The organism is Azospirillum sp. (assembly GCF_050789165.1).
On record NZ_JBOZRT010000155.1, the window covers coordinates 1 to 23,613 of the forward strand.

Annotated in this window: 30 protein-coding genes and 5 tRNA genes; 12 read left to right on the top strand and 23 right to left on the bottom strand. The window is 67.0% G+C overall.

The window, feature by feature from the left end:
- Window positions 1-57 precede the first annotated feature (57 nt).
- The 4 genes from ACRWK7_RS31725 to ACRWK7_RS31740 all read right to left on the bottom strand — a co-directional run bounded on the left by ACRWK7_RS31725 (window position 58) and on the right by ACRWK7_RS31740 (window position 502).
- Window positions 58-131: transfer RNA gene (locus tag ACRWK7_RS31725), tRNA-Gln, on the bottom strand.
- A 4-nt stretch (window positions 132-135) separates the two neighbouring features.
- Window positions 136-210: transfer RNA gene (locus tag ACRWK7_RS31730), tRNA-Gly, on the bottom strand.
- A 110-nt stretch (window positions 211-320) separates the two neighbouring features.
- Window positions 321-396, bottom strand: a tRNA-Ala gene (locus ACRWK7_RS31735).
- Between the two features lie 19 nt (window positions 397-415).
- Window positions 416-502: transfer RNA gene (locus ACRWK7_RS31740), tRNA-Leu, on the bottom strand.
- A 166-nt stretch (window positions 503-668) separates the two neighbouring features.
- Between ACRWK7_RS31740 and ACRWK7_RS31745 the strand changes: the two genes are divergently transcribed.
- Window positions 669-742 (top strand) — tRNA-Gly (locus ACRWK7_RS31745).
- 2 nt (window positions 743-744) lie between these two features.
- On the opposite strand, the gene ACRWK7_RS31750 is transcribed toward ACRWK7_RS31745, so the two are convergent.
- Window positions 745-1,683: a lipid kinase gene (locus ACRWK7_RS31750; RefSeq protein WP_431861295.1), complete on the bottom strand. Its 939-nt coding sequence runs from the start codon at window positions 1,681-1,683 to the stop codon at window positions 745-747.
- Window positions 1,684-1,863: 180 nt separating this feature from the next.
- On the opposite strand from ACRWK7_RS31750, the gene ACRWK7_RS31755 reads away from it, so the two are divergent.
- Entirely contained in the window at window positions 1,864-4,077 is a 2,214-nt protein-coding gene (locus ACRWK7_RS31755) for a family 1 glycosylhydrolase (protein WP_431861297.1), read from the top strand.
- 4 nt (window positions 4,078-4,081) lie between these two features.
- Here the strand turns inward: ACRWK7_RS31755 and ACRWK7_RS31760 are convergent, their stop codons facing one another.
- Window positions 4,082-4,420, bottom strand: coding sequence for a heavy metal-binding domain-containing protein (locus tag ACRWK7_RS31760; RefSeq protein ID WP_431861299.1), 339 nt, complete (start codon window positions 4,418-4,420; stop codon window positions 4,082-4,084).
- A gap of 49 nt (window positions 4,421-4,469) precedes the next feature.
- Window positions 4,470-5,081 carry a DUF4337 domain-containing protein gene (locus ACRWK7_RS31765; protein WP_431861301.1) on the bottom strand — a complete coding sequence of 204 codons (612 nt, stop codon included), beginning with the start codon at window positions 5,079-5,081 and terminating at the stop codon, window positions 4,470-4,472.
- Window positions 5,082-5,219: 138 nt separating this feature from the next.
- Between ACRWK7_RS31765 and ACRWK7_RS31770 the strand changes: the two genes are divergently transcribed.
- Complete coding sequence (locus tag ACRWK7_RS31770) at window positions 5,220-5,582, top strand: hypothetical protein (protein WP_431861303.1); 363 nt, start codon at window positions 5,220-5,222, stop codon at window positions 5,580-5,582.
- 586 nt (window positions 5,583-6,168) lie between these two features.
- Here ACRWK7_RS31770 and ACRWK7_RS31775 read toward each other — a convergent pair.
- From ACRWK7_RS31775 to ACRWK7_RS31790, 4 genes are all read right to left on the bottom strand, one after another.
- Window positions 6,169-6,408 (bottom strand): hypothetical protein, encoded by a 240-nt coding sequence (locus tag ACRWK7_RS31775; RefSeq protein WP_431861304.1) that lies wholly within the window; start codon window positions 6,406-6,408, stop codon window positions 6,169-6,171.
- Window positions 6,409-6,610: 202 nt separating this feature from the next.
- Entirely contained in the window at window positions 6,611-6,814 is a 204-nt protein-coding gene (locus tag ACRWK7_RS31780; protein ID WP_431861306.1) for a hypothetical protein, read from the bottom strand.
- A 258-nt stretch (window positions 6,815-7,072) separates the two neighbouring features.
- Entirely contained in the window at window positions 7,073-7,315 is a 243-nt protein-coding gene (locus tag ACRWK7_RS31785; protein ID WP_431861308.1) for a hypothetical protein, read from the bottom strand.
- Window positions 7,308-7,529 (bottom strand): ribbon-helix-helix protein, CopG family, encoded by a 222-nt coding sequence (locus tag ACRWK7_RS31790; protein ID WP_431861309.1) that lies wholly within the window; start codon window positions 7,527-7,529, stop codon window positions 7,308-7,310. The genes ACRWK7_RS31785 and ACRWK7_RS31790 overlap by 8 nt, the downstream gene beginning before the upstream one ends.
- 96 nt (window positions 7,530-7,625) lie before the next feature.
- On the opposite strand from ACRWK7_RS31790, the gene ACRWK7_RS31795 reads away from it, so the two are divergent.
- The 4 genes from ACRWK7_RS31795 (at window position 7,626) to ACRWK7_RS31810 (ending at window position 9,190) form a co-directional block, all read left to right on the top strand.
- Window positions 7,626-8,105: an HAD domain-containing protein gene (locus ACRWK7_RS31795; protein ID WP_431861310.1), complete on the top strand. Its 480-nt coding sequence runs from the start codon at window positions 7,626-7,628 to the stop codon at window positions 8,103-8,105.
- An 82-nt stretch (window positions 8,106-8,187) separates the two neighbouring features.
- The gene (locus ACRWK7_RS31800; protein ID WP_431861312.1) at window positions 8,188-8,571 is read left to right on the top strand and encodes a hypothetical protein; all 384 of its coding nucleotides are present in this window, start codon (window positions 8,188-8,190) and stop codon (window positions 8,569-8,571) included.
- Window positions 8,572-8,603: 32 nt separating this feature from the next.
- Window positions 8,604-8,822: a hypothetical protein gene (locus ACRWK7_RS31805; RefSeq protein ID WP_431861314.1), complete on the top strand. Its 219-nt coding sequence runs from the start codon at window positions 8,604-8,606 to the stop codon at window positions 8,820-8,822.
- Window positions 8,823-8,863: 41 nt separating this feature from the next.
- Window positions 8,864-9,190, top strand: coding sequence for a hypothetical protein (locus ACRWK7_RS31810; protein ID WP_431861315.1), 327 nt, complete (start codon window positions 8,864-8,866; stop codon window positions 9,188-9,190).
- Between the two features lie 11 nt (window positions 9,191-9,201).
- Here the strand turns inward: ACRWK7_RS31810 and ACRWK7_RS31815 are convergent, their stop codons facing one another.
- Window positions 9,202-9,411: a hypothetical protein gene (locus ACRWK7_RS31815; protein ID WP_431861317.1), complete on the bottom strand. Its 210-nt coding sequence runs from the start codon at window positions 9,409-9,411 to the stop codon at window positions 9,202-9,204.
- Window positions 9,412-9,526: 115 nt separating this feature from the next.
- On the opposite strand from ACRWK7_RS31815, the gene ACRWK7_RS31820 reads away from it, so the two are divergent.
- From ACRWK7_RS31820 to ACRWK7_RS31840, 5 genes are read left to right on the top strand one after another with little or no spacing between them, the layout of a single operon-like run.
- Window positions 9,527-9,778, top strand: coding sequence for a hypothetical protein (locus ACRWK7_RS31820; RefSeq protein WP_431861319.1), 252 nt, complete (start codon window positions 9,527-9,529; stop codon window positions 9,776-9,778).
- Between the two features lie 34 nt (window positions 9,779-9,812).
- Entirely contained in the window at window positions 9,813-10,154 is a 342-nt protein-coding gene (locus ACRWK7_RS31825) for a hypothetical protein (protein ID WP_431861321.1), read from the top strand.
- Between the two features lie 30 nt (window positions 10,155-10,184).
- Window positions 10,185-10,442, top strand: a complete 258-nt coding sequence (locus tag ACRWK7_RS31830; RefSeq protein WP_431861323.1) for a hypothetical protein — start codon at window positions 10,185-10,187, stop codon at window positions 10,440-10,442.
- Between the two features lie 41 nt (window positions 10,443-10,483).
- Window positions 10,484-10,663 (top strand): hypothetical protein, encoded by a 180-nt coding sequence (locus ACRWK7_RS31835; protein WP_431861325.1) that lies wholly within the window; start codon window positions 10,484-10,486, stop codon window positions 10,661-10,663.
- Between the two features lie 55 nt (window positions 10,664-10,718).
- The gene (locus ACRWK7_RS31840) at window positions 10,719-10,970 is read left to right on the top strand and encodes a hypothetical protein (RefSeq protein ID WP_431861326.1); all 252 of its coding nucleotides are present in this window, start codon (window positions 10,719-10,721) and stop codon (window positions 10,968-10,970) included.
- 120 nt (window positions 10,971-11,090) lie between these two features.
- On the opposite strand, the gene ACRWK7_RS31845 is transcribed toward ACRWK7_RS31840, so the two are convergent.
- The 11 genes from ACRWK7_RS31845 to ACRWK7_RS31895 form a co-directional block, all read right to left on the bottom strand.
- Window positions 11,091-11,273: a hypothetical protein gene (locus tag ACRWK7_RS31845; RefSeq protein WP_431861328.1), complete on the bottom strand. Its 183-nt coding sequence runs from the start codon at window positions 11,271-11,273 to the stop codon at window positions 11,091-11,093.
- A gap of 62 nt (window positions 11,274-11,335) precedes the next feature.
- A complete protein-coding gene (locus ACRWK7_RS31850) occupies window positions 11,336-11,641 on the bottom strand; it encodes a hypothetical protein (RefSeq protein ID WP_431861330.1) in 306 nt (101 codons plus the stop codon).
- Window positions 11,625-11,858, bottom strand: a complete 234-nt coding sequence (locus ACRWK7_RS31855; protein WP_431861332.1) for a hypothetical protein — start codon at window positions 11,856-11,858, stop codon at window positions 11,625-11,627. The genes ACRWK7_RS31850 and ACRWK7_RS31855 overlap by 17 nt, the downstream gene beginning before the upstream one ends.
- 12 nt (window positions 11,859-11,870) lie before the next feature.
- Entirely contained in the window at window positions 11,871-12,320 is a 450-nt protein-coding gene (locus tag ACRWK7_RS31860; RefSeq protein WP_431861333.1) for a lysozyme, read from the bottom strand.
- Window positions 12,321-12,345: 25 nt separating this feature from the next.
- Entirely contained in the window at window positions 12,346-12,834 is a 489-nt protein-coding gene (locus ACRWK7_RS31865) for a hypothetical protein (protein WP_431861335.1), read from the bottom strand.
- A 65-nt stretch (window positions 12,835-12,899) separates the two neighbouring features.
- Entirely contained in the window at window positions 12,900-13,562 is a 663-nt protein-coding gene (locus ACRWK7_RS31870; protein WP_431861337.1) for an SPRY domain-containing protein, read from the bottom strand.
- A 5-nt stretch (window positions 13,563-13,567) separates the two neighbouring features.
- Window positions 13,568-14,212: a hypothetical protein gene (locus ACRWK7_RS31875; RefSeq protein ID WP_431861339.1), complete on the bottom strand. Its 645-nt coding sequence runs from the start codon at window positions 14,210-14,212 to the stop codon at window positions 13,568-13,570.
- 1 nt (window position 14,213) lies between these two features.
- Window positions 14,214-15,236 carry a hypothetical protein gene (locus ACRWK7_RS31880; RefSeq protein ID WP_431861340.1) on the bottom strand — a complete coding sequence of 341 codons (1,023 nt, stop codon included), beginning with the start codon at window positions 15,234-15,236 and terminating at the stop codon, window positions 14,214-14,216.
- Window positions 15,233-16,129 (bottom strand): hypothetical protein, encoded by an 897-nt coding sequence (locus tag ACRWK7_RS31885; RefSeq protein ID WP_431861342.1) that lies wholly within the window; start codon window positions 16,127-16,129, stop codon window positions 15,233-15,235. Before ACRWK7_RS31885 ends, ACRWK7_RS31880 begins: the two co-directional genes overlap by 4 nt.
- A gap of 3 nt (window positions 16,130-16,132) precedes the next feature.
- A complete protein-coding gene (locus ACRWK7_RS31890) occupies window positions 16,133-17,770 on the bottom strand; it encodes a hypothetical protein (RefSeq protein ID WP_431861344.1) in 1,638 nt (545 codons plus the stop codon).
- Entirely contained in the window at window positions 17,767-23,598 is a 5,832-nt protein-coding gene (locus ACRWK7_RS31895) for a phage tail length tape measure family protein (protein WP_431861346.1), read from the bottom strand. Before ACRWK7_RS31895 ends, ACRWK7_RS31890 begins: the two co-directional genes overlap by 4 nt.
- Window positions 23,599-23,613 lie beyond the last annotated feature (15 nt).

A 23,613-nucleotide genomic window follows, 5' to 3' on the forward strand; every position in this document is an offset into this window, starting at 1 on the left:
GCATGGACCCATCGTACACGCACGACCGGAAAGGGGAAGGTGCCGGGAAGGAAAAGGTGGTTGGGGGACTAGGATTCGAACCTAGGCTGGCGGAGTCAGAGTCCGCTGTCCTACCGCTAGACGATCCCCCAAACATGGAGCGGGCGAAGGGATTCGAACCCTCGACCCCAACCTTGGCAAGGTTGTGCTCTACCCCTGAGCTACGCCCGCACCGTGGTACCCGTGCGTCGCACCCATGTATGGGAGGCGGCCTTATACGGAAGCTTGGCCGCCGATGCAAGTACCTAAAGACAAACCCAAACAAAAACCCATCGGGACGATGGTGGAGCCAAGGAGGATCGAACTCCTGACCTCTACAATGCCATTGTAGCGCTCTCCCAGCTGAGCTATGGCCCCCCAGAGAGTCCCGATATGTTGGTGCGCTCGGAGGGAGTCGAACCCCCACGGCCTTTCAGCCACTAGGACCTGAACCTAGCGCGTCTACCAGTTCCGCCACGAGCGCATCCCCGGTCGCCGTTTCCGGCGGCGGGGCCGTGGATATAGCCGGCCCCGCCCTCAAGCTCAAGCGAAAAAGAACAGGGATTCGCAAAGAAATCCGGTGGCAAGGGGCTACCCCCGATGCCAACGTTGGCGGGACCGTGCGGGTGCGGCACAGTCGGGCCCGTGAGGCGGGCTTGGTCCAGAGGATGGGCACCGGCTTTCCAGGCTGGCCAGGTTGGTGCGAGTCCAACAGCCCGCTCCACCTCACTCTCTCTTCGGGCCTCCATCCGGACACACCACGGCGACAGCGCCCGGCCGCACACGGAAGCGGGCCGGGGTGTGCGTGGTGATCTCGCCGTCGGTGTTCACCGGCCTGGGACGACGGGTGACGATCTCCACCTCCGTGCAGTCCCAGGTATGGACGTTCTCCCACGCGCCCTGACGCCCCTTGCGGAACGCCGGGTAGAGCAACGGCCATTCCCACCAGCCGCGCAGGTCGATGCTGTAGACGTCGAGCCGGCCGTCGTCCACCGCCGCCGTCTCCTCCACCGTCATGCCGCCGCCGTAGTGCCGGCCGTTGCCGACGCCGATCTGCACCGACTTCACGCGGTGCGTCTCGCCACCGATCCGGATGTCGGCGTGGAACGGCGCCATCCGCTTCGCCACGCGGAACGCCGCCACGGCGTAGCCCAGCGTGCCCCAGCGCCGCTTCATCTCGCGGGTCAGCTCACGCGCCAGTTCCACGCTCAGCCCGATGCTGGCGACGTTGAAGTACGGCACGCCGTTCACCTCGCCCAGGTCGATGCGCCGCACCCGCCCGCTGACCGCCAGCCGCGCCGCCGCGCGCACGTCCAGCGGGATGCCCAGCGTGCGGGCGAGGTCGTTGGCGGTGCCGAGCGGCAGGATCGCCAGCGGCAGCCCGGTGTCGGCCAGCCCCGGCGCCGCCGCGTTCAGCGTGCCGTCTCCGCCGCCGAGGATCAGCATGTCCACCTCCGGCGCGCGGGCGCGGACAAGGTCGGCGAGGGCGTCGCGGTCGGGGCAGTCCACCGTCTGCAAGGTCACGCCGGCCCGCGCGCACTCCTCCGTCACGTCGTCGAGCGCGCGGCGGCCCTGGCGGGCCTTGGTGTTGACCACCAGAAGCGCGCGGCGGCGCGGGGAATCGGGCGTGGCGAGGTCCGGCTGCGAGTCGGTTTCGGGGGACACGGGACGATCTCCGGGGCTGGGACATCCCTACATGGGCACGCCGGGCCGGTCCTCCCACGGCCGCCTTCGAAAGCGGTACGTCCGTCGGCGCTCCGCAACGGCCGCACCGCAGCACGGTTTCCAGGCGGCCCGCCGTTCCGGGACATACGCCGCTCCTTCGCCATCCACCAAGAGGCGCCGATGCCGGAGATCGAAATCTGGGGCGGGCTGGAATGCACCGTGGCCCGCATCCGGGACTCGTACGTCGACCAGACCTTGCTCAACGGACACGAGCACCGGCTGGACGACCTGGACCGCTTCGCCACACTGGGGATCCGGCGCATCCGTTACCCCGTGCTGTGGGAGCGGGTGGCGCCCGACGGCGCGTGCGACTGGGCGTGGACCGACGCGCGGATGGCGCGGCTGCGCGACCTGGGCCTCAAGCCCATCGTCACCCTGCTGCACCACGGCAGCGGGCCCCGGCACACCGGCCTCCTGGATCCCGGCTTTCCCGCCGGGCTGGCCGAGTTCGCGGCGCGGGCAGCCGACCGCTACCCCTGGGTCGAGGACTGGACGCCGATCAACGAGCCGCTGACCACCGCCCGCTTCAGCGGCCTGTACGGCCACTGGTACCCGCACGCCCGCGACGAAGCCAGCTTCCTGCGCATGCTGGTCCACGAGGTGGAGGCGATGCGGCTGGCGATGGCGGCGATCCGCCGGGTCGTCCCCACAGCGCGCTTCATCCACACCGAGGACCTCACCCGCGTCCACGCCACCCCGCCGGTCGCCGCCGCGGCGGCGTTCCAGAACCACCGGCGCTGGCTCGGCCTCGATCTGCTGACCGGGCGCGTGGACCATCAGCACTATTTCTGGCCGCGCCTGCGCGACGCCGGGCTGGCGGAGGCGGCGGAGCGATTCGCCGCCGCGCCCTGCATGCCGGACATCCTGGGCTTCAACCATTACCTGTCGAGCGAGCGCTTCCTCGACCACCGGGTTGAGCGCTACCACCCCCTGCCCTGGACGCACGACGGCAGCGAGCGGCATGTCGACACCGAGGCGGTGTCGGTGCTGGCCGAGGGGCCGGCCGGCATCGAGTCGCTGCTGCGCGAGGCCTGGGAGCGCTACCGCCTGCCGCTGGCGGTGACCGAGGTGCACAACGGCTCCACCCGCGACGAGCAGCTGCGCTGGCTGTACGAGACTTGGCAGGCGGCGCGCCGGCTGGCCGCCGACGGCATCGACGTGCGGGCGGTGACAGCGTGGGCGCTGCTCGGCAGCTACGACTGGCACCGGTTGCTGACGCACTGCGTCGGCTACTACGAGCCTGGGCCGTTCGACGTGCGCTCACCCACGCCGCGCGCGACGGCGCTGGCCGGGTTGCTGCGCGCCATGGCCAGCGGGGCCGCGGTCGACCACCCGGTGCTCGACGCCCCGGGCGCCTGGCACCGCGCCGACCGCTTCCTGTGGCGGCCGGTGCGCGCCTGCCCCTTCACGCCCGCCGACCGCGCCCCCGCCTGGTGCAAGCCGCCGAGCAAGGCGCGGCGGCTGCTGATCGTGGGATCCACCGGCACGCTGGGCCGCGCCTTCGCCCGCGTTTGCACCCGGCGCGCCCTCGCCTACCGGCTGGTCGGCCGCGGCGAGATGGACATCGCCGACGCCGCGTCGGTGCGCGCGGCGCTGGAGCGGCACCGCCCCTGGGCGGTGATCAACGCGGCCGGCTACGTCCGCGTCGACGACGCCGAGACGGACGCCGACCGCTGCCGGCGCGAGAACGCCGACGGACCGGCCGTGCTGGCGGCGGCCTGCGCGGAGCATAGCGTCCCGCTGGTCGGCTTCTCCTCCGACCTGGTGTTCGACGGGGTGAAGGGTGCGCCCTACGTGGAGAGCGACCCACCGGCCCCGCTCAACGTCTACGGCGAAAGCAAGCTCGCCGCGGAGCGCGCCATCGCCGGCCTGGAGCACGGGCTGGCGATCCGCACCAGCGCCTTCTTTGGCCCATGGGACGAGCACAACTTCATCGCCGTGGCGCTGCGCAGTCTCGGCCAGGGACGGCCGTTCCGGGCGGCGGAGGACGTGACCGTCTCCCCGACCTACGTGCCGGATCTGGTGAACGCGGCGCTGGACCTGCTGATCGACGGCGAGCGCGGCGTCTGGCACCTCGCCAACGCCGGAGCGGTCACCTGGGCCGGGCTGGCCCGCGAGGCGGCGCGCCGGGCCGGCCTCGACCCGGCGCTGGTCGAAGGCGTGCCGGCGGCGGAGCTCGGCTGGACCGCCCGGCGGCCGGCCCGCAGCGTGCTGGCCAGCGAGCGCGGTCGGATCATGCCGACGCTGGACGACGCGCTGGGCGCCCACTTCGCGCTGTGGCACGAGGAGATGGTCCGGCACGCGCCGACGCCGCTGCCGGACGCCGCGGAGTAAGGCCTCAGCCGGCGACCCGCACCGCGGTGCCGGAGATGCTGACGAGCACCATGCCGTTCTTCTCGCCGAGCACCTCGTAGTCCAGGTCGACGCCAACCACGGCATTGGCGCCCAGCGCCTCGGCCGCTTCGATCATGTCGTCCATGGCGGCGGTGCGGGCGGCACGGAAGCTCTTCTGCACCGCGCCGGAGCGGCCACCGAGCACGTCGGTGATGCCGGACAGGAAGTCGCGGACGATGTTGCTGCCGATCACCGCCTCGCCGACGACGACGCCCAGCGATTGGACCGTCTGCGTGCCGGGGACGTGGTCGATGGTGGTGATGCGGTCGGGCGTGATGGCCATGGCGGGGGCTCCGGTTGTGGGTCCGCCTGCATATGGGGAGGCGCCGGCCTCACAGGAACGGCAGGTCGACCAGCAGCGTGAACCCGTTGATGGTGGCGAGAACCCCGGTGATCGCGCACGCCGCGCTCAGCCACACCAGCCCGCCGACCTCGATCACCGTCGCCACCGAGGCGAGCACGATGGCGAGCTGCAGCAGCGCCTCGGCGGCGTCGAAGTAAGGATCCTGCCGGGCGGCGAGGTCGCGGTCGGTCTCGAAGGCACGGGCCTTGGACAGCAGCTCCTTCTTGCCCTCACCGGTCTGCGGGTCGCTCTCGTAGCGCGTCGCGGTGGCGCGATAGTTGGCGACCTCGCGCTCGACGTCGGCGCGCTGTTCCGGCGTCAGGTCGGCGCGTGACAGCACCGACAGCTCCAGAGTGCGGGCGGCGAGCTGGTACTCGGTCTGGCGCACCGCCTTGCCCTGGTAGAAGGCGAAGGTGTCGCTGGCCTGGATGTTGGAATTGACCATCTGCTTGGCGGCGTTGGAGCCGCCGAGGCTGGCGATGGCGAGGACGGCGGCGAGGAAGGAGATGTAGACGGCCATTCCCTTGCGGCTCGGCGCCTTGGCCTCGGCGTCCTCGCCGGCCACCTCGTGGATCTTCTCGTGTATGTCCTCGGCACCCATCGGCGTCTTCCCTGTCGATCCGTCTCGCTGCGAAGGGCAGCATATCCAGGCAATCGGCGCCGGCACCAGGGAAGCGTGGCCGCAACGCTGGCCTCCGTGGGCTGTTGGCAGGAACAACAGCGTGCGGAGTGGAGAACCATGGCCAAATCCTTCAAGATCCCCAAGAAGATCGCCGGGGTGAAGATCCCCAAGGCGGTGCGCAAGTCGGGGCGGTCGCTGGCGGCGTTCCTGGAGACGCCGACGGGCCGCGAGATGGCCGCCGCCGCCCTCACCGCAATGGCCGGCGTGCTGGCCGGGACCAACCGCCCGGTGCGCAAAGCCGCAGCGGACGTCGCCACTGGCGCCGGGCACACGGCCGCGCAGGCGGGCAGCGGCGCCGCCGGCCTGATGCGCGACATGGCGGAAGCCGCGGTCGGTAAGGTATCGGAGACGGCGCGCGACCTCGTGACCACCGGCAAGGACCGGCCGCAGGGCGCCCGCAACGGCACCAAGACCCACTGAGCGCCCGCCCGGCCACAAGCTCCATTGGGCCCGCCGCAGCGGCCGTCACCGTAAGACGCCTTGCCTTCAGCGCCGCAATCGGCCAGATGAGGCCCCTGGAGTCCGGATAGACGTGTCGTGAGCGCATGAACCCCATCCCCGTCAGCGTCGCCCCCATGATGGACTGGACGGACTGAGATCGTTAGCGATTGATCGGGTTGGGAAATCAGGAACGGCCAAGTTGCGTGTTGGTCAATATGTTGTCAGGCCACCCAACCTGAACTCACGCCAACACCGCTATGAGCGGTTCCCATCCCCCATCTTGTGTGCGGAGAGGGCGGAACGGCCTCCGGGCGTGAGGCGATAGCACTCTCCGCCTTCGTAGTCTGGGATATCACAGCGCTCCACCAACCGTCTCTTCAGGAGGCGGCGGATCACCGTTGGCCAGCGGTCGTGCAGCCGCCACGTCATCATGCCCTTGGCATCTGGCTCAGACTGGATGCCCCACGTACGCTCAGCGCGGTACAGTACGCCGGGCATCAGGCTCAGCGCTTCCGCCTGCGCCTCAGTGAGGCTCGGCACCTCGGATCGCTCAGAGGACATTGGGTTACTCTCCCTTTGAGTCTGGCATGATGACGCCGGTCCTGTTCAGGTGCGCCAGCGCTGCGCGCAGCACCCGCGTATGCCTGTCCTCGCGCTGATCGAGGAAGCACCGAACCGCCGCCTGATCCATCGCGCGCGTCCGGCTCCACCCGCTGCATTCGCGCATCGCATCGTAGACCTTGTCCCCGATGATTTCCCGAAGCGCCGCATCAACATCTGCCATCGTGTAGGTGATCGTCGTCATGTGTTCTGGTCTCCCTGGGAGGAGGGGCGGGAGGACGCGACCGCAGCAAACCGCTCCAGCGGAATTACGCAGGCCGTAGACAAGGCGCGCCCGTAGGTATGGCCGATCACGCGCCCGTCTCGGATCGCGTCTACTCGCGTCATCGCGCCTTGGAAGTCCAAGCGATGGTAGGTCTGGCCGACCGCAATCTGTGACCGCTCCATCACTCCCCTCCACCTGTGTTCGGAGAGACGGGGGAGCGGGCCATGCGCTTGCGAGCACGATCAGCCGCGAACCGGATGACTTCGGCCGTCCAACCTAGGCGCTTCACGGAGAATTCAATGAGCACCCATCCGATGCCGATGAGCGCGGCAGTCGCGCCGACCGCCATCACGGCGTACCCGGTGCACAGGGCTATGGTGTCCATGCTCACTCTCCCTTGGGCTGGCGGAGGCGGTCGGCTTTCCAGTCCTCCCACATAGGGCATCCTTCGCCTTCGGCCTTCGTCATGAAGTTCCGGGTCGGGGGCCACCTCAGCCCGTGCACGCTACGGTCCACCGACACCGGAAGCACCGGGAGATCGGGGATAGGGGATTTGCAGGCGTGCGCCGGGTCATGCGCAACGATGCGAGCGCCGCGCGAGTTCAGGCGGGCGTTCCAGTGAACGCAGGTTCCGCAGCGCTTGTCACCCATTGCCGGTCTCCTTCTTCATGCGTACGCCGGGGCCGCCGGGGGGAAGGGGCGGCAACTCCATGAAGTGCGTCGGGTGCAGCGTGTAGGAGCCCGGCACGCTGGAGAAGTCATTCCACGCCGTGCGGAAGTCGCCAACCACCCAACCGTGCTTGCGGTCGAGAAGGAGCGCGCGGCGCGGCAGCTTCATGCCGGCGAAGTTCTCAGGCCATTCGGAGATGGGGCGAGGGTCAGTCATTGCCGCCACCGTCCTTCGCGGCAGCGCCTGCGTCCTTGTCAATCCCCTCGCTGACCAGTCGCCGGATAGCCTCCGACCGCGACCAGATGCGGCGCTTCGCCCGCCACTCGTCCAGCTTCTCCAGCTCGGACGGGGACATGACCAGTTGGATGCGCACGTCTTTCTTCTCCATGCAGGAAGCCTTACCCGAGGCCGGGAAGGCGCGCAACTCCATCAACCCGCCTACTATGAGCGAGTGCCGCAACATTGTCAAGTTGACGAAGTTGTGTAAGTCGCTGTAGAATGGCAAGCGTGAACGATGGAGGCGTGCGTGAAGGTGGTCTTTCTTGATATCGACGGGCCGATGATCCCGCAGCGGGCCTACTACCTCCCGGAGAACCATGGGAAGCTGGTGACGCGGTTCGACCCCGTCGCCGTGTGGATGGTCCTCCGCCTGCTCCATCTGGCTCCGGCGAAACTGGTCATCTCCAGCACATGGCGGAAGCATGGGCGCGAGCGCATGGCCGCCGACCTGACGGTGAACGGCATCTGCCCGTCTCACCTTCACGATGACTGGAGCACCGGAGAGCACAGGGACGAGCCGCTTGGCCGCGCCAAGGAGATCATGGGGTGGATGGATCGGCACCCGGAGGTGACGCACTACGCCGCCATTGACGACGAGCGGCTGGAGCTTCCCGGCGAGGTCCGCACCACGTTCCACGACGGCATGCAGATGGGCCACTTCAAACTGGCCGGCGATCTACTGGACATCGACTGGATGCGGCTCTCTGGCGAGCGGTTGGCCGCCTAGCCCCCGTGTCCTCCTAGCCCCTCCCCTGCCGCCAGCACGGCGGCGCCCCGTAAACGCACCTCCACGTATGGGATTTCGCACCATGACAACCGAACGAGATGCCGCCCTTGAGTTCGACCCGTTCGAGGGTGACTACGGCGACGGCGAGACGCGCATCATCAACGAGATCGTGGACGCTCCGGATCCGGTGCGCTGCAACATCTGCGCTGGTCCGATCAAGCCGGGCACCAAGGTTCGCCGGATCGTAGAGACCACGGCCGACCTGGAGGACATGCCGGCTTACGGGCGGGATGTCCTGACCGCCGAGGACTTGGCCGCCTACGAGCGCGGTCGCTCCGAGCACCTGATCTGCGAGGCGTGCTGCGCCGCCGCCCGCAAGGATGATGCCGACGACAGCGGAGAGGGCGAGCGCCTGGAACGCCGGTACACGGTCGGCTTCAACCGCCGCGCCAAGGCCAAGGCGTAGCTGCCCGTTCAACGAGACACCGGAGAGCACCCATGCTTGACCTTCAGCAGATCCGCAAAGTGGCGTCGATCTACAAAGGCAGTTGCTCGTCGCAAGACGTTGCCGACCTGTGCGACGAGGTCGAGCGACTGCGCCGCGAACTGACGACGGCGGCGGAACGGTTCGACTTCCTGGCTGAGCACAACGACGCCGCTACGCCGGCCCTTGCCAAACGCGCCGCCGCCGATCTCCGCGAAGCCTTGGCCGCCTGACCCGCCCGGTAAACGCACCTCCAACCAGAAGGACTGACACCATGACCGAGAAGCAGGAAGAGAACCCCGTCCGCTGCCGCGAGTGCGGCTGGATCGGCGATGCCGTCGAGCTGGGCCACGAGGGCGAATGCGGCGGCGAGGGCTGCTCGCCGTCCTCCGTGGTGCCGATAACCGAGCCGGCCGACCTGATCGACGCGTGGCTCGACAGCGAAGGGAGCATGTGCGGCCCGACGCTGGCGCGCGCCGGCCTGATCTATCCGCGACCGGCGACCGCCGAGGAGGCGGAGGACCTCGACCTGGAGACCGGCGACACCGTGTGGGACCTGACGGCCGAGGGCAACGCCCTGCTGGCCAAGAAGGCGGCTTAACGGCTGCCCCCTTAAATGAGACGGTTTCGGAGTGCCGCGCGTTGCTCCTCGGTCATCATCTCCCACGCCTCCACGAAGGCGACGAGATAGCCAGCCAGCGGCACAACTCCGGTGCATTGGCGGTGAATGGTCGAGACGGCCACGCGCAGCATCGCGGCGAGGTCGGCTTGCGTCAGGCCGGCGGCACGAAGCCGGGCCTGAATGTCGGTTCCCTTGGTCATGCCTCAATGATAGCGCCGAAGAAAAATATGCACAATGCGCATTTCTCCGTTGACAGCGGAATATGCACGGTGCATATTCTCCCTATCAAGACGGCACCAACCAACGGAGCGCCCCATGCTCATCACGGTCCCCACCCACCTCCTCTTCAACCTGGTCAACGACCTGGATGGCGAGTGGGCCGTGAAGGTGCGCAACGCCTGCTTCCGCGAAGGTGCGGAGGACGAAATCCGGGTGGATTTCTTCCGCCTGTGGGGCCGGGTGCTCCGGCGCTCTTACAATCGCCACACCACCATCACCACCCATCACTTCGTCGATGGCGATGACCTCGACCTCTTCAACACCTACTACCCGCAGGGGGCCGAGTAATCGGCCCCACCTACCGCAAGCAAGAGACATAGCCATGGCGCCCAGGAAGAAGACACCACCACGCCCCGTTTTGTCGGAAGAGGAGCGCCGGGCGCTCGCCGCTGAGTATCAAGAGGCATACGAGATCATGGCGAAGTGTGGCGAACTAGGCCGCTTCCGCAAGGTCATTGAGGACTTGCCAAAACGCCGCGCCGCCGCTCCCGATTGCCCCGAAGCCGGACTTCCTGTCTGCATGACGGAGAGTGATGTTCTCCAGGCAATCGAACGGCTGGAGCAAGAGCTTACGCCAGAGCGGCGGCAGTGGATGTGCAAGGTAATGGCGCGGCACATGCCGTACTTCAACGCAAGCGTCTACCTCGACGCCAAAGCCGCTTAGGCAGACCCCAACCATCCACCGGAGACCACCATGCACGACTGGAAGATCCGCATCGCCGGCTACGGCACCTTCGACTTCCACGGCACCGAGGAAGAGGCCGAGGCGACGCGCGCCCACAAGGCGAAGTGGGAGCAGGGCGCCGGCCACAAGTACCGGGCTGACCTGCCGACCGAGTACGACCGCCTGACCAAGCAGATGTGCGACCTGTTCGACGCCGGTCAGGGCGTTCCCATGACGCTGCTGCGGAAGCGGCAGCGGGCGCGCAACACCATGCAGGTCGCCGCCTGACCCGCCCGCTATCTGCACCCCAACGTACGGAGTTCCGAGACATGGCCCTGGACCTGACCACCTACGACGGCGACCCCGCCGCCATTCTGGCGCTGCCGGGCGCCGTGCTGCCCGCGGACGCCCCCGCCGAGGGCACCCTGGCGAAGCGCGCCGACCGGATGTGGGAGATCGCCGAGGCCGTGCTTGGCCGCCCGGTGCCCGGCGCCAAGCCCTTCCCGTAACCGGATCGACAACGAGAGGAAGCCGATGATGAAGGCAACACCGAAGGAGTGTCCGATGTCCGATCCGCACGACCTGATCCGCGCCTTGGTCGAGGCGTCCCGCTGGCCGCAGACCGGCAGCCGCGTCTTGTGGGACCGCGGCGCCGACGTGCCGCAGGAGCGGCGCTGGCCCTATGGGCTGGTGCTGAAGGCCGACCACGTGCGCCGGATGGCCGAGGTGGTGGCAGAGGACGGCAGCGAGGTCGTGACCCTGGTATTCGAGCGGCTGATTATGGCCGACGAGCCCGACGCCGACCGCGACGAATAGGAGCGGCAGTTAACGCAACGCCGCTTCCCTTTCCCAAGCCGCGCTGTCCGGAAACGCAAAAAGGCCGCCGCCCCACCCGAAGGCAGGACGGCGGCCCAGGTTGCCGGGGAGAGCGAGGGGTTACTTCGCCCAAGCCTCCCACGCCGCCACCCTCTGCCGCAGCGCATCGACGTAGACCACCAAGCCGTTCTTACCGGACGGGGTGACGCAGGCGAGAGCGCCAGCAGTTCCGGGCGGGACGAACACGCCAGCTGGCGCGGTGATGGGCTCCAGCAGCTCGGCCGGCGGCTCCGCTCTCTGCATCACAGGCACCTCCACCCGCAGCGGATTGGATGACGCGCAGCCAGCCAGCAGGGCGGAAAAGATCAGGGTGATTGCGCGATCCATGCATTCATCTCCACGGCGTCTTTCGGGTTGGCCTTCTGCCGGGGCGCCAGAGCCCGCAGGGCGCGTGCGGAGCGTTCCGCAGCATCGGTAGCCGCCTTCTCCTGCATCGCCACCACGGCGGCGTTCTGCTCCTTCACGGCGGCTTCCAGCACGTCACCGCGGCGGGCGGCGTCGGCAAGGTCGGAGCGCAGGGAATGGGCCTCGATCTTCAGCGCGCCGATCCAGATGCCGAGAGCCACCGCCACGATGCCGGCAAGGCCGAACCGGCTAGCGATCAGTGCCATTAGGTTCACGAGGCTTCCCCTTGTGCAGGTGCTTGTCGGGAACCGCCGCCAGCAGCAGCCCCAGGACGAAGACGACGACGCTCAGGTACGCCCCGATCACGTCGGGCGGGAGCGTCTTGGCGAGCGAGGCGACGACAAGGCCGATGCCGACCTTGCTGGTATCCTCGCTCAGCCGTTCACGGCTGTAGGTGGCCGCCGCGCGCCAGTCGATGCGCATGGGTGGTTTCCTTCAGGGGGTGAGGAACAGCGAGCGTTCTGCTTCACGGCGGAGGACAAGGCCCGGCAGCACCTTCCCGCCGCCCTTGTTCCACATACGGAAGGCGTCGGCCGCCGCGGCGATGTCGCCTTCGTTCAGTTTCCGCAGCACCGTCGAGGCGCGGAAATTCCCCAAGCCGATGTTGTAGGCGAGGCTCGTGCACCCGGCGACTTGGTTCGGCGTGGCCTTCCCGGTGACCAGCTGCACCACACCGTCGTAGAAGCGCTTCACGTCGCGCGACAGCCGCTCGTCCGCCTGGGCCTGCGTCCAGGTCATGCCGAGCTTGATGTCGGGGCCGGTCGAGCCCCAACCGATGGTCGGGACCCCCGCCGGGCACAGATAGGCCGTCAGCTTGCATCCCTCGAACTGTTTGATGAGGTCGCAGGCGCGTTCCAGCGCCGCGCCGGGGGGCGTGGTGGGCATGGGGGATCTCCGGGAGGTGATGGGGTCAGATCAGCGCAGCGGCCATGCCGGCGAGCAAGGCTCCCCAGCCGAGTTCGGCCCACGCGGTGTGGAAATCGAGAAGGGTTTTGGGAGCGCCGTTCGCCGGCAACCGCCAGGACGCCCAATAGATCGCCCCGCACGCCATGCCGGCCGGGAGCCACAGCAACAGATCGGGGTCGAGGCGCCACCACGCGACAGCGGCCAGCGGCACGGCCCATTGGACGCAGCCGATCAGGCCCATGATGGAGGCGCCCCGGATCGTGTAGCTGGTCTCGTACGCCTTGGTCTGCTCCATGCGGGAGTACCAAGCCAGGAGACCGAGCGGGAACACCAGCCACCACACAGTCGCCGACGCGGCGATCCCGCCCATCAGCAGGCACCAGAGCTTGCGGTACATGGAGCCCCAGGGCGGGGTCCATCCGCCGATATCCCAACCGCCCGAGGCACGGCGAAGCACGCCGCCAGCGATGGCGGCCAACACGATGGTGAGCATCACGCCCTCCAGATATGCGAAAGGCGCCTCGCGGGCGCCGGTAGTTACTGGATGCAGTGGCGAGGCTACGAGATGGCCGTAAATCCTGTTGGCGCAGCGTATCCCCACGAAGAGGAAAGAAACCTGGCCGTCGTATAGCCGCCAGAAGTTTGGTATCCAAGGCAAGCGTATAGGGTGCCGGACAGTCCTGTATTGGCCGGGCTTGTCCCCGCCGACGGGTCTCCAGCCCAAGTACCGTTCAGGCCGTACCAAATCTTCCCATTCGGAACATCCACAGCAACGCGGATTACATCGTTAGCGCCTGGAACCGCAACGACTGGAACGCCTGAATTGTTGTAATAGGCGTATCCGTTTGAGGCCAAACCCCAACTGTTCACGTCCTGTCCAGGAGCAATCGTCAGAGGCATACTTGCCGTTGCCACACCGATATTCCACGCTCCGGGAGACGACAGAGCGATCTCCCAATACAGCTTGCGCGATGGAAGTGCAGGCTGGCCGCGCACAGAGCGCGCGCTCGATGCGCCGTCAGATGCGACAAGATTTCCGCCGCTCAACGTGATCCCGGCCGCGCAATCGGCGGGGTTCCATGATGGGTCAAGCGCGCCACCGATCGCCGCCATCATCCCGAAAAACAGCGGATCAAGGAAGCAGTCGGAGCGCGGGCGGTAGCCATCGCCATACTCGGTCGGGACGGCCAGCCCAGACCGGCGGCGGATGAAATCGGCCATGGGCGTTACTCCGGCCAGCCGGGGGCGCCGGCCATCGTCACGAGGTCATCAGCGGTACGGGACGGGTCCGAAATCCACGCCTCGATGTCGTTGGAGACGGAGCGCAACTCCTTGATGCGGTCCCAGACGGCTTGTCCGGCAAGGTATTCCGCGCGCTCCGGCTCCGGCAGATCAACGCCCTTCACGCCGGGGTATAGCAGAGCGAGTTCCGCAGCGCGGGCTGTGAGGTTGCGCTGCTTCCAGTCGGGGGCAACGGCGAGGATGCGCCGGGATGCCTCTTCCTTCACCTCGCTGATACGGAGGTGGCGAAGGTCTTCCGCCGGCCGCGGCGACACGGCGTAGGTCGCCACCAGAGCATCGTCGGCGCCGGAGAACGCCGGGCCGGAGCGGTCCTGATAGCGCGGGTCGTAGGGCTCGCTGACGACGGAGCAGGGCAGCACGGCGGCCGGCTCGTTGGGAAGCTCCGGTGCCTCCGCGCCCTCCTCAACCGTGAATGCTTCGACGGTCGGAGAGCGCCACGCGCCCGGCTCGCCGCCGAGCGACACAGACCAGCCCAGAAGGCCAAGCTGATGGCTGAACGCCGCCCCATTCCACGGCGCGGGGCCGAACACGACCGCATCGCCGCTCTTGATCACCCATTGCTCGGTCATGTCAGATCACCTTGCCGTAGACGGTAGTTCCGTTGCGCCACAACTGAATGAAGTCCGTGCCGCTGGACTGGAGGGAGCGCGTGGGGCTGGCCTGCGTGGTGCCATCCGACTTCACGAAGCTGATGGTCGGCCATGTGATAGTGCCGGCTCCGCCGTTGACGATCTCCAGAAGGAGAGAGGCCCCAACGCTGGATGGCCAGTTGGACAGCGCAATGGTCAGCGAGCCGCCGACCTGGAGCCGCTGCCAGTTGGACGCAGACACGTCGAAGGTGACGGTCCCGCTCGATACCGTGCCTTTGTCCACGCGGGTGTATCGCGTGTCGTAGAGGGTGGCGGATTGCGCGGCGTAGCCGGAGAAGTTGACCGCCCCGGACAGCGTGCCGCCTGAGGTCGGCAGTGCGCCGACCTGGGATGCGGTGTAGTCGCCCGACTGTGCCGTCACAGCGCCGGAGCGGCCGAACACGGTGGAGACGCCGCCCGTGGGGCCGGTGTCCCCCTTATCACCGGTCCGCACCCAGCCAAGCGCCAAAGCGTCACCCGAAGCGAACCCCCCAGGTCCGGCAAGGACAGTCACCGAGAGCGTGTGGTAAGCTCCAGCATCAGCCCCGCCGGTCACCTGCACGTCGATATACTTGGTAGCGTCCGCAGTGTTGACGAGCCGGGCGCGCGACTTGACGGCGCTGGTTGAGGCGAAAAGCGTATCAAGTAACGCGCCGATGACGTTCCCGCCGCTGTCGGTATCGCTGGCGCACAGCGTGAATGACCCGGTGGTGATGGTGACGGAGGTCGCACGGATCTTCCCGCTGCCGGGATCGGCTGAGGCGGTTCCGGTGTCCCAGGTGAACAGGGCCACGGACAGCGCCGCCGTCTGGGATGTCGCAGACGCCCCAACCTCTCCCATGTCGTTGAACGCCTGAACCAAGTTGGCGTCCATACCACCGATACCATCGAGGCCGTACGGGTTCGTTGCGGCGTCGTAGGCGTTTCCATTGTACGCCCGCAGGCGCTCAGTCGCCGTCGTCACGTCGTGATCTCCTCGATTTGAATTGTGGCGCCGTCAAGCTGGTAGGTCTTCCAAGTCTTCTTGAAGCTGTCCCGCCTTTGCCCGATGAAGCCATAGCGGAACAGGTCTTGTGCGCTATCCACGTTGGGGAGCCAGACGACCGGCTGGTTCCAACTCACGCGCTTGGAAAGGTCAAAGAGGCTGTCACCATCAAGCTTCGTGATGTAGTCGAGCGGGATCTCCGATGACCTGTATCCGACGCCGGGCTCTACGTAGACGCCACCGCCTGGCGTCCGCTTGATCTCGTCCGTCGGGTTCCAGCCGTCATTCCCGCCGTAGGCGTAGTTGATTTCAAACTGGACGCTGTCAGACGCCCAGGCATATCCGACTTCATTAAAATCAACATCATCGCCGGTCGCTGGGTCGAAGCCGGAGCCTACGATGTCCCACTGGAACGAGGCAGCGCGGACCAACGGCACCACCACGTGCACGTTGCTCGGATAGAGCGCGTAATCCTCCGGCGGCAAGTCGCCCCGCAGCAGGTTCGGCGCGGCGTAGCGGAGCTGCCGCCAGTCGTACAGCGACGGCATGACGCGCCTGTCAACGCCCGTCACCGCGTCCCGCGTGTCGAACAGCACGTCGCTGAACGCTGCGTCCGAGAACAGCCGGAGGCGGTAGCGGCCAGACTGCTTCAGGTTTGTCTTGAAAAGACCGGCATAGGTGATCGGGTATCGAGCGTCGAAGTACCCGCGCAACACAGTGGGGGACCCGTCCGTGCCGGCCACGGTAGACCGCGCCGTCAGTTTCAGCGGGAGCACTTGCGCGTTGGATGCCGGGGCGGCCGTAGACCAGCCGGACTCGTCCACAACCGCCGTGAGGACGCGGTTGCGGTCGGCGATGATGCCATTTGCCATGGGCTACTCGCGGAGGATGAAGGTGGAGAGCTTGGCGCGCTGGTTGACTTGGACGCCGATGACGCGGAGAAGTCCGCCGGACTCGTAGCCGGCCAGATCATCGACCACCTGCACCACGTCGCCGCGCCGCACGTCGGTGAAGTACTGCGCGCAGGGCAGTTCGTAGACGTACCGCGGCATCTTGGTGTCGTCCCGGAGCGCCGCCGCCTCAGTCGCCCCATCTGCGGCGTAGCGGAGCAAGGTGTCGCGCTCGATCAGCCGGGCGATGTTGGAGCCATAGGCAGCCACCACGCCGGCATCGTCGGTCGATCTGGACTCGCGCCATTCCGATGTCGCGATGTTGCGAGCATCTCCGGTTAGGTTGCGGTCCAGGGTGGCTGTATCAGCGACGGCGTAGTTTCTGCCGGTTCGGATCAGCGCCGCTTTCGCTGGAACCTTCCGCTCACTCGGGTCGCGCGGGATCAGGCCCATGTGATCGGAACCGCGCCGCAACGTACGAACAGGCGTTCCCGACGCGGGGAGGATCTGCCCAACCGAAAGCTTCTGCGTCTCGTCCATGAGCCAGTAGGCCCGCGCCGACTGCACGGCCTCATCAAAGAGGGTTCGCAGCGTGTCCGTGCTGCCGGCGGGTAGCCATTTGCCGATGGTGTATGGGGCCGCCGCGTTGAGCGCGGAGAAAGCTGCCGTGTCGATCTGCGACGGGTCCGACAGGATGCCGCTGTGCGTGGTTGCCCAGAAGCGGATTAGGTCGGCGATGGTGACGCGCCACACGCCCCCGGTCTTGTCTCCTTTCACCTCACAGGATGCGCCGTATGCGACCGGGTTTTGACCAGACGAACCGCCCAACTGCACCATGCCTGTGGTCTTGCGTTGCTTCCACTGGCCGGAGGTCGGAACGCCGCTGGTGACCTCCGTCAGATCGACATAGCCATCACGGAACCTCACCACGCCTTCGATGGGATGGCCGCCGTTGGTGCCGTAGGTGTGCAGTGGCCCGTCGCCAAGATCGACGATGCCAAGGTACGTCGGCTCCATGGACAGGACGTGCCCAAAGCACCGCTCCTTGGTCTTCCCGCCAAGGTCGGCTGTGCCGTCCACCCCTCCCGTCCCGCCGTAGGTCTCCACCTGCAACGGCGTGTCGAAGTCCAACGCCTTGTCGCGGGGGCGGAGGACAATGGCGGTGCGTTCAAGCGCGGCCATTTCCTCGCCGACCACGAACCGCGTCTGAAAGTCCGCGTCCCGCGATCCGGTCTCCGGACCAACCAGCACGGCAAGGCGAGATGCCGCCCGCGCATAGTCGGTCCAGAGGTGGTTGAGGGGGCGCGCCCCGGTCGGCAGAACCCCCCAGGTTCCGGCGGTCACGTCGTAGTACCGAATAGGGATGCCGTTCTGCCAGTCATGCGTGTTCATGAGGCGGCTTTCACCAACCTCAATCCGCGTATCCCCGGCAACCTCGCCATAGCTGGCGACCGTGACGGACAGGTTGGCGGCTTGATCCACAAGCGGCACATAGACCAGATCAGGCGTGCTGTCCGTCCGCTTGCACTGGTAGCCGGGAGCGGTCGCGAAGTAGAAGCGGTGCACATGCCCGGAGGCAAGGTGCACCACATCCCTTTCCATGAGCCAGACGAGCGCGGTCATGCCACGAACCTCCGGCCAGTGTCGGATTTGGTGTTGGTGCGGATGCCGGCCAGTTGGTCGATCTGCTCCGCCCCCTGGTCGCCCAGCATCGCGGCCATGCGGTCTATGGTCTTGTGCAACCTCTCCACCTCAGTGCGGAGCTGGCGCACTTCACCAGCCGCATCACCTCCACCGCCAGCCTGTGCCGGCCGGCGATACTCCATGACGTTCCCGCCCCACCGGTCATTGGCCGGCAAGCGTCCGGTTCGGTTGATGTAGTCGATGGCTCCAGCGCCGCCGATGGCCGCGGTTGCCGCCGCCGTCAGCACGCCTTCCCCGCCGGCCAGGGCGATCTCTCCGCCGCCCGCGTAGCGAGCAAGCACCGAGTCCATGCCCCACACGCCGTTCCCGACGATGCCGCCGTTCTGGTACGCGCGGCCCTCCGCTTGGCCGTACCGCTCCCAATGCTCCTGGCCCGAAGCGAAGGCGCCGGCCGCCACCGCTGCGGCCACATCCGGGTTGGCAGCAAGGTAGCGACGTTCCCGCTCCTGCGGCGTCAGGTCGATGATCGGCTTGGGCTCTGGTGCGGGGTTGGTGTCCACCACACGGGTCGGTCGATTGGCCGCATAGGCTCGCACCGCATCTTCGAAGGCGCTTTGCTTGCCAAAGGCCGCGATCCACGGGTTCAGCTGGGCGTAGGTGCCTCCGAAGCCGATGGATTGCCCGATCTGCATGTAATCAGACTCGCCGAAGCCGCTGGCGAGGGCGCTGACGGCATCGGACGCCTTGTAGCGGTATGGGTTGGCCTGCCAGCCCAACCGGCTGTCGGCGGTCTCAAGGACGCGCTGGACAAGGCCAGCATCCCCAGAGCGCTGCGCCCACTGGAAGATGTCCGACAGGTTTCCGGCGTTCAGGCCCGACAGGATCGAGTTTACATCGCCCGTCGCCGTCGGCTTGTTCAAGGCGTTGAGAATGCCCTGCTGCGTGTTGAGCGACTGTTGCAGGGTGGACAGAGTGGCGTTCGCCGCCGTGAGTTGGCGCGCAGCCACGCTTTCCACCCCACCGAGCCCGTCCTGTACCTCGGTGAAGATCTTGGCGTAATCCGGGCTGCTGGCGTAGAATGCCTTCGCCGCTTCCAACGCCGTCTTGGCAAGGTTCTGCACGTCGCCGGCTGCGGTGGCGTCGCCGCCCTGCGCCTTCGCCAGCGTCTCGCGGTACTGCCGCAGCGCTTCGTTCATCCGCGCTTCGGGCGAGAGCGGAGAGAGGTTGCTGTCCGTCAGCAGGCCGAGGCGGGTGGCGGAGACGGAGCGGACCAGACCCTCCCAGGTGCTTTTCGCCTGCTGGGCGGTCTGCTGCTGCTCCTGGAGAAGCTTGATCGTCTCGTTGGCGTTGTCGATGCGGATCTGAGCGATGGACTGCTCGATCTTCGTCACGTCGCCGCCGGCCGATCCGAGCGCCTTGATCGTCTGCGCCAGCTTGCCGATGTCGGAGGTGGCGCCGTAGGTGGCCGTGACGAAATCGAGTTGGTCGCCCGTCAATCCCTTCAGGATGTTGTCCAGTTGGGCCGCGCGGATCTCTTGGGCGCGGGTGATCGGCTGGCCGAGCGCCGTCAGGTTGCGGGCGCTGATCTGCTCGTTTTCCAGAACATCGTTGATCTGGTTGATGAAGCCGTGACCGAGCGCCTCGGCAAGCTGAACGTTCAACGCCTTGTTCTGGTTGGCCGCACGAACGGCGATGGCCTCGGCACCCATCGTATCGACTAGCGAAGCCAGCGCGGGATCCAGGCGAGCCGCCGCCTCGTGCAGTTCGCCGAAGGTGCCGCGCAGCGTAGCCATGTCGATTTCGACCTGCGTGTACTGCTTCGGGTCGCGCAAGTCCTCGATCATCGACGTGAACTGCTGCTTTGCCATCGCAGCGTATTCCGGCTTGATGTCGTACTTCCCGGCAATCTCCAATTCTTCAAGGAACGGCTTCAGCGCGTCGGCCTGAGCCTTCTTCGCGCGCAGAGCGACGCCCTGCAGGCTCTTGTCAAACTCGGAGAGCGCGGTGGTGCTCTCGGTGATCGACTTGGCGAGACCAACCGCCTTGATGGCGTCGCCGATGGTATCCGACTTCCCGTCGGCGATGGCCTTGTCGAGCACGCGCTTGGACAGGTCGCTGCCGCCGGTGAGTTGCCCGTTGTCGCGCAGGTAGCGCAGCGCGTCGAGGCCGATGCGTGCCGGGTCGTCGCTGGTCGAGACCAGCGTGCCGCCCCAGCCGCCGATCAGCGTCCGGTTGCCCTTGCCGTTCTTGCCGCCCTGGTACTCGGAGGCGAGATTGATGCCGCCGTAGGTGAAGCCGCCGGCCTGCGCCAACCCGCTCATCACCGAGTTGATCGCATCGACGCGCTGCTCGAGCGCCTTCTGATCGACGCCGTTTTCCGCCCCGGCGGCGCGGTCGGTCACGACGCCGGTGCTATCGGTGTTCACCCAGGCGCCGCCGTACGGGATCGGCGCCTTGCCACGGGAGCCCATGATGGCGGTCACGGCGGCCAGCACGGCGGCGGCGATCCAGCCATAGACCGGGATCGCCATCAAGGCGGCTGACGCGCCGGCCATGCCGGACATGCCGGCCGCCGCCGCGCCCATGCCCATAGCGCCCATGGCCGCAGTGCCGGCCGCCATCGTGCCGACGCCGAGCGCGGCGCCGGATAGGCCGCCAACCACGCGGTTGCCGTTGGCGAAGTTGTTGGCGATGTAGGCGCCACCGATACCGCCGATCATGCCGTACGGCGCGGCGCTGCCAATCGCGCTCAACGCCTGCCCGCTGGAGGACAGCGTCATGCCGTTGGTGATCTGGCTTGCCCCGATGGTGTCCACATAGCCGGCGGCGATGCCTGTCCCTGGCGCCACCGCGTTGGACGACAGGCCGAGGCTGTAACCCATGGGCGACGTGGCGAAGGTCCCCAGCGTGTTCGTGCCGGTGGCCGAACTGTAAAGGTTGCTGCCCGCCGACAGGAGGTTGCTGGTGCCGCCCATCCCGCCGCCAGCCGCGCCGTTCTGGTTGGCCGCGACGCCATTCCCGCTGAACGCATCCCAGAACGTCGGCTGGGACTGGCCGAACACCATGTTCGTGAAAGGCCGGATGGCCGCCATCTTGATGAGGTCAGCGGCGATGCTGGAAATAATCGCGCGGGTAACATTGCCCCAGTTTACCGCCTCGCCCTTACCCGCAACGAACGCCTGCACGAGAGCATCGCCCAGGCGGTCGAACGCCTTTTCCAGAGTGCCGGTCAGTTCCGTCCAAGCCGACTGCTGACGCTGCACGGACTGCTCAAGCACGGCATTTTGGCGGGCGGCATTTACGAGCGCATCCACCTCCTGGCGCTGCGCGTCGGTCAGCTTCTCGTACTCGCCATAGCGCTGGCGGGCGTACTCCAGCGTGTCAAATTCGGCTTTGGCGACGGCCTTCGCTTCCGCCGACATGCCGACCGTCTTTTGCTGGAACACCAGCGCCCGGCGGGCATTGTCCAACTGCTTCGAGTAGTTGGACAAATCCACCTTGTCGGCGGACTGCTGCTGCTCCTTCAGCTTAACGACGTTCTCAGCGATGGCTTGACTGAACTTGCCAGTCGCGTTGCCGGCAGCGTCGTACTGCGGCACCGTCTCGCGCATGGCCTGCGCGACGGCCTTGTTGTAGATCTCCGCGTTGCGGGTCTCGGCGACGCCCTGGCGCATGGCGACAACAAGCCGGTCGTTCGCCGCCACCTGGAGGTCAATGCCGCGGGAGAAGTCGTTGCGGATCTGCTGGCGGACAAACTGCTCTTGCTGCTCTCGGGCAGCGCGCACGGCCTCGGCGGTCCCGTCCATCCGGTGCGCGTACACCTCCGCTTCGATGGAGGCTTGGCGCATGGCGGCTTCGCCTAATCCAGCGGCTTCCGCGGCAAGACGGGCAGCGTTCGCCTCAGACGTGAGACCGACCGTCGCCATCGCCAGATCACCGGCCAGCTTGTTGGCGGAATTCTGCTCCATCGACCGGAAGACATTCTGCAGCTCGGGCGGCAGCGTCTTCAGCGTGGCGCCGAAGTCCTTGCTGGTCAGGATGGCTTCGGCCGTCTTCGCCCCAAGGCCGGGGTACTGCATCGCCATCTCGGCGAGGGCAACCCGGTTCTCGGCGGACGCACGGGCCGTGACCGATAGGTTGTCGGCCAGCAGCCGCGCCCCCTGCGCCTGACGGGTCATCGCCTCCGTGGCGAGGTTCAGCTTGTCCTTGTCCTGATCGTTCAGGCCGACGATGGAGCCGGACGGGGGCGTCCCTCCAGGGGCGCCATTCGCCGCGCCTGCGCCAGCACCGCCGCCACTTCCCCCGACCGCAGCCGTCGCCTTCCCGGCATCGTTAGCGGCAGCAGCTAGGCCATAATACTGCGTCTGCAGGTCGGCGACCTGCTTGCGCAGTTGCGCCAAGCGCTCGGCTGGGGCGCCTTCCTCCGTGAGCTGCCCCAAGACAGTCATGCTCGTCTTAAGCCGGCGCTCAACGTCGGCCATGGCGTCCGCATTCTGAACGTTCTGCGGCTTACCGTTGACCCACCAATCAACCCCCTGAAAGACTTGGCCAAGCGCGGCGGCCCCCGCCTGGGCAAATGGCTTGGTAGCCATCGCCATGTGCTCGACCAACTGGTCAAACTTCTTCATCATGTCATCGACGGCGGAGCCGAACTCCGACTTCATCGCCTTGGCCGAGCCGCCGTATCGCTTCTCCAGATCGGCAAGGGCAAGATTGACCGCGCCAAGTCGGTCCCCCTGCATTTCAGCGGCGCGAGCGGCGGCCAAGGTCTCGGAGCGGATGCCGGGGAGCACGTCAAGAAGGCGGCTGAAGCCCTGCGCGCCGCCTGCTGCCGCGTCGGCAAGTTTTACAGCCCATTCTTCCGGCTTCCCGCCCTGGATAGCGCTGAGGTCAACAGAAAGCTTCGCAATGGTTTCAGCGAGGGCCGCAGACTGAATGCGGGTATTCCTGATGACGGCCTCGACAGCCGCCATGCCTTCAGACCGGGAAACGCCACGCTCCGCCACCGCAAAGGAGATCTGTCGAAGCTGCTCGGCCGTTGCACCGAGTTGCGGGTTAAGAGACTGCGTCAGGGCCGTCAGACGACGGGTTTCGTCGTTCATCTGGAGCATCCGAGCGCCAACCAGCGCTGCCGCAGCCCCAACCGCCCCGATTGCAACCGCCGCAGCCCCAGCCGGGGACGCCACCAAGCGGAAGGCATTCCCCATGCCGCCAATGGCCTGCGTGATCTGCCCACCCTGCTGGGCGACCACCTGAAAGACCGGAGTTCCGCTAGCCAGCTGCGTGATGACGTCATTGACCTGGGGAGCCAGCGCAGCCATTTGCTGCGCGGTCAGTTTCGTGGAGCCGGCCGCGTTCCCCATACCAGCCGAGATGCGCTCAAGGGCTTGGTTCCCGGTGATCATGCCGCGCGAAAGCTCGGACTGGATCTGGTTGAGCTGCTTCTGCCGTTCGGCGAGCACCGCGGACGCGCTGGTCAGATACTCATTGGACTTTCCGACCGCCGTGCTTTGGGATACGAGCCCACGTGAGGCGAGCGCCAGCTTTTCCGTCTCTGCGGCAAGCTTCTGGTGCGCCGCATAGGTCGGATCCATGCTGGTAAGAACGTCGTCAAGGGCGCGCTTTTGCCGCGCCGATACCTTCACGGAGTTATCGAGGGCGGTTCCGAGCTTGGCATTGCCAGCAACATTCCGCTCAACAGCGCGAAGGTTCTCGTCCAGCGCCGCCGCGAATTCCCTGGCCTTAGCGATAGCCGGGTCAGCGGAAACCGTGAGGACGGTTACAATTTCATTCCGCTCAGTTGCCATTGGCCCGCCCATGAG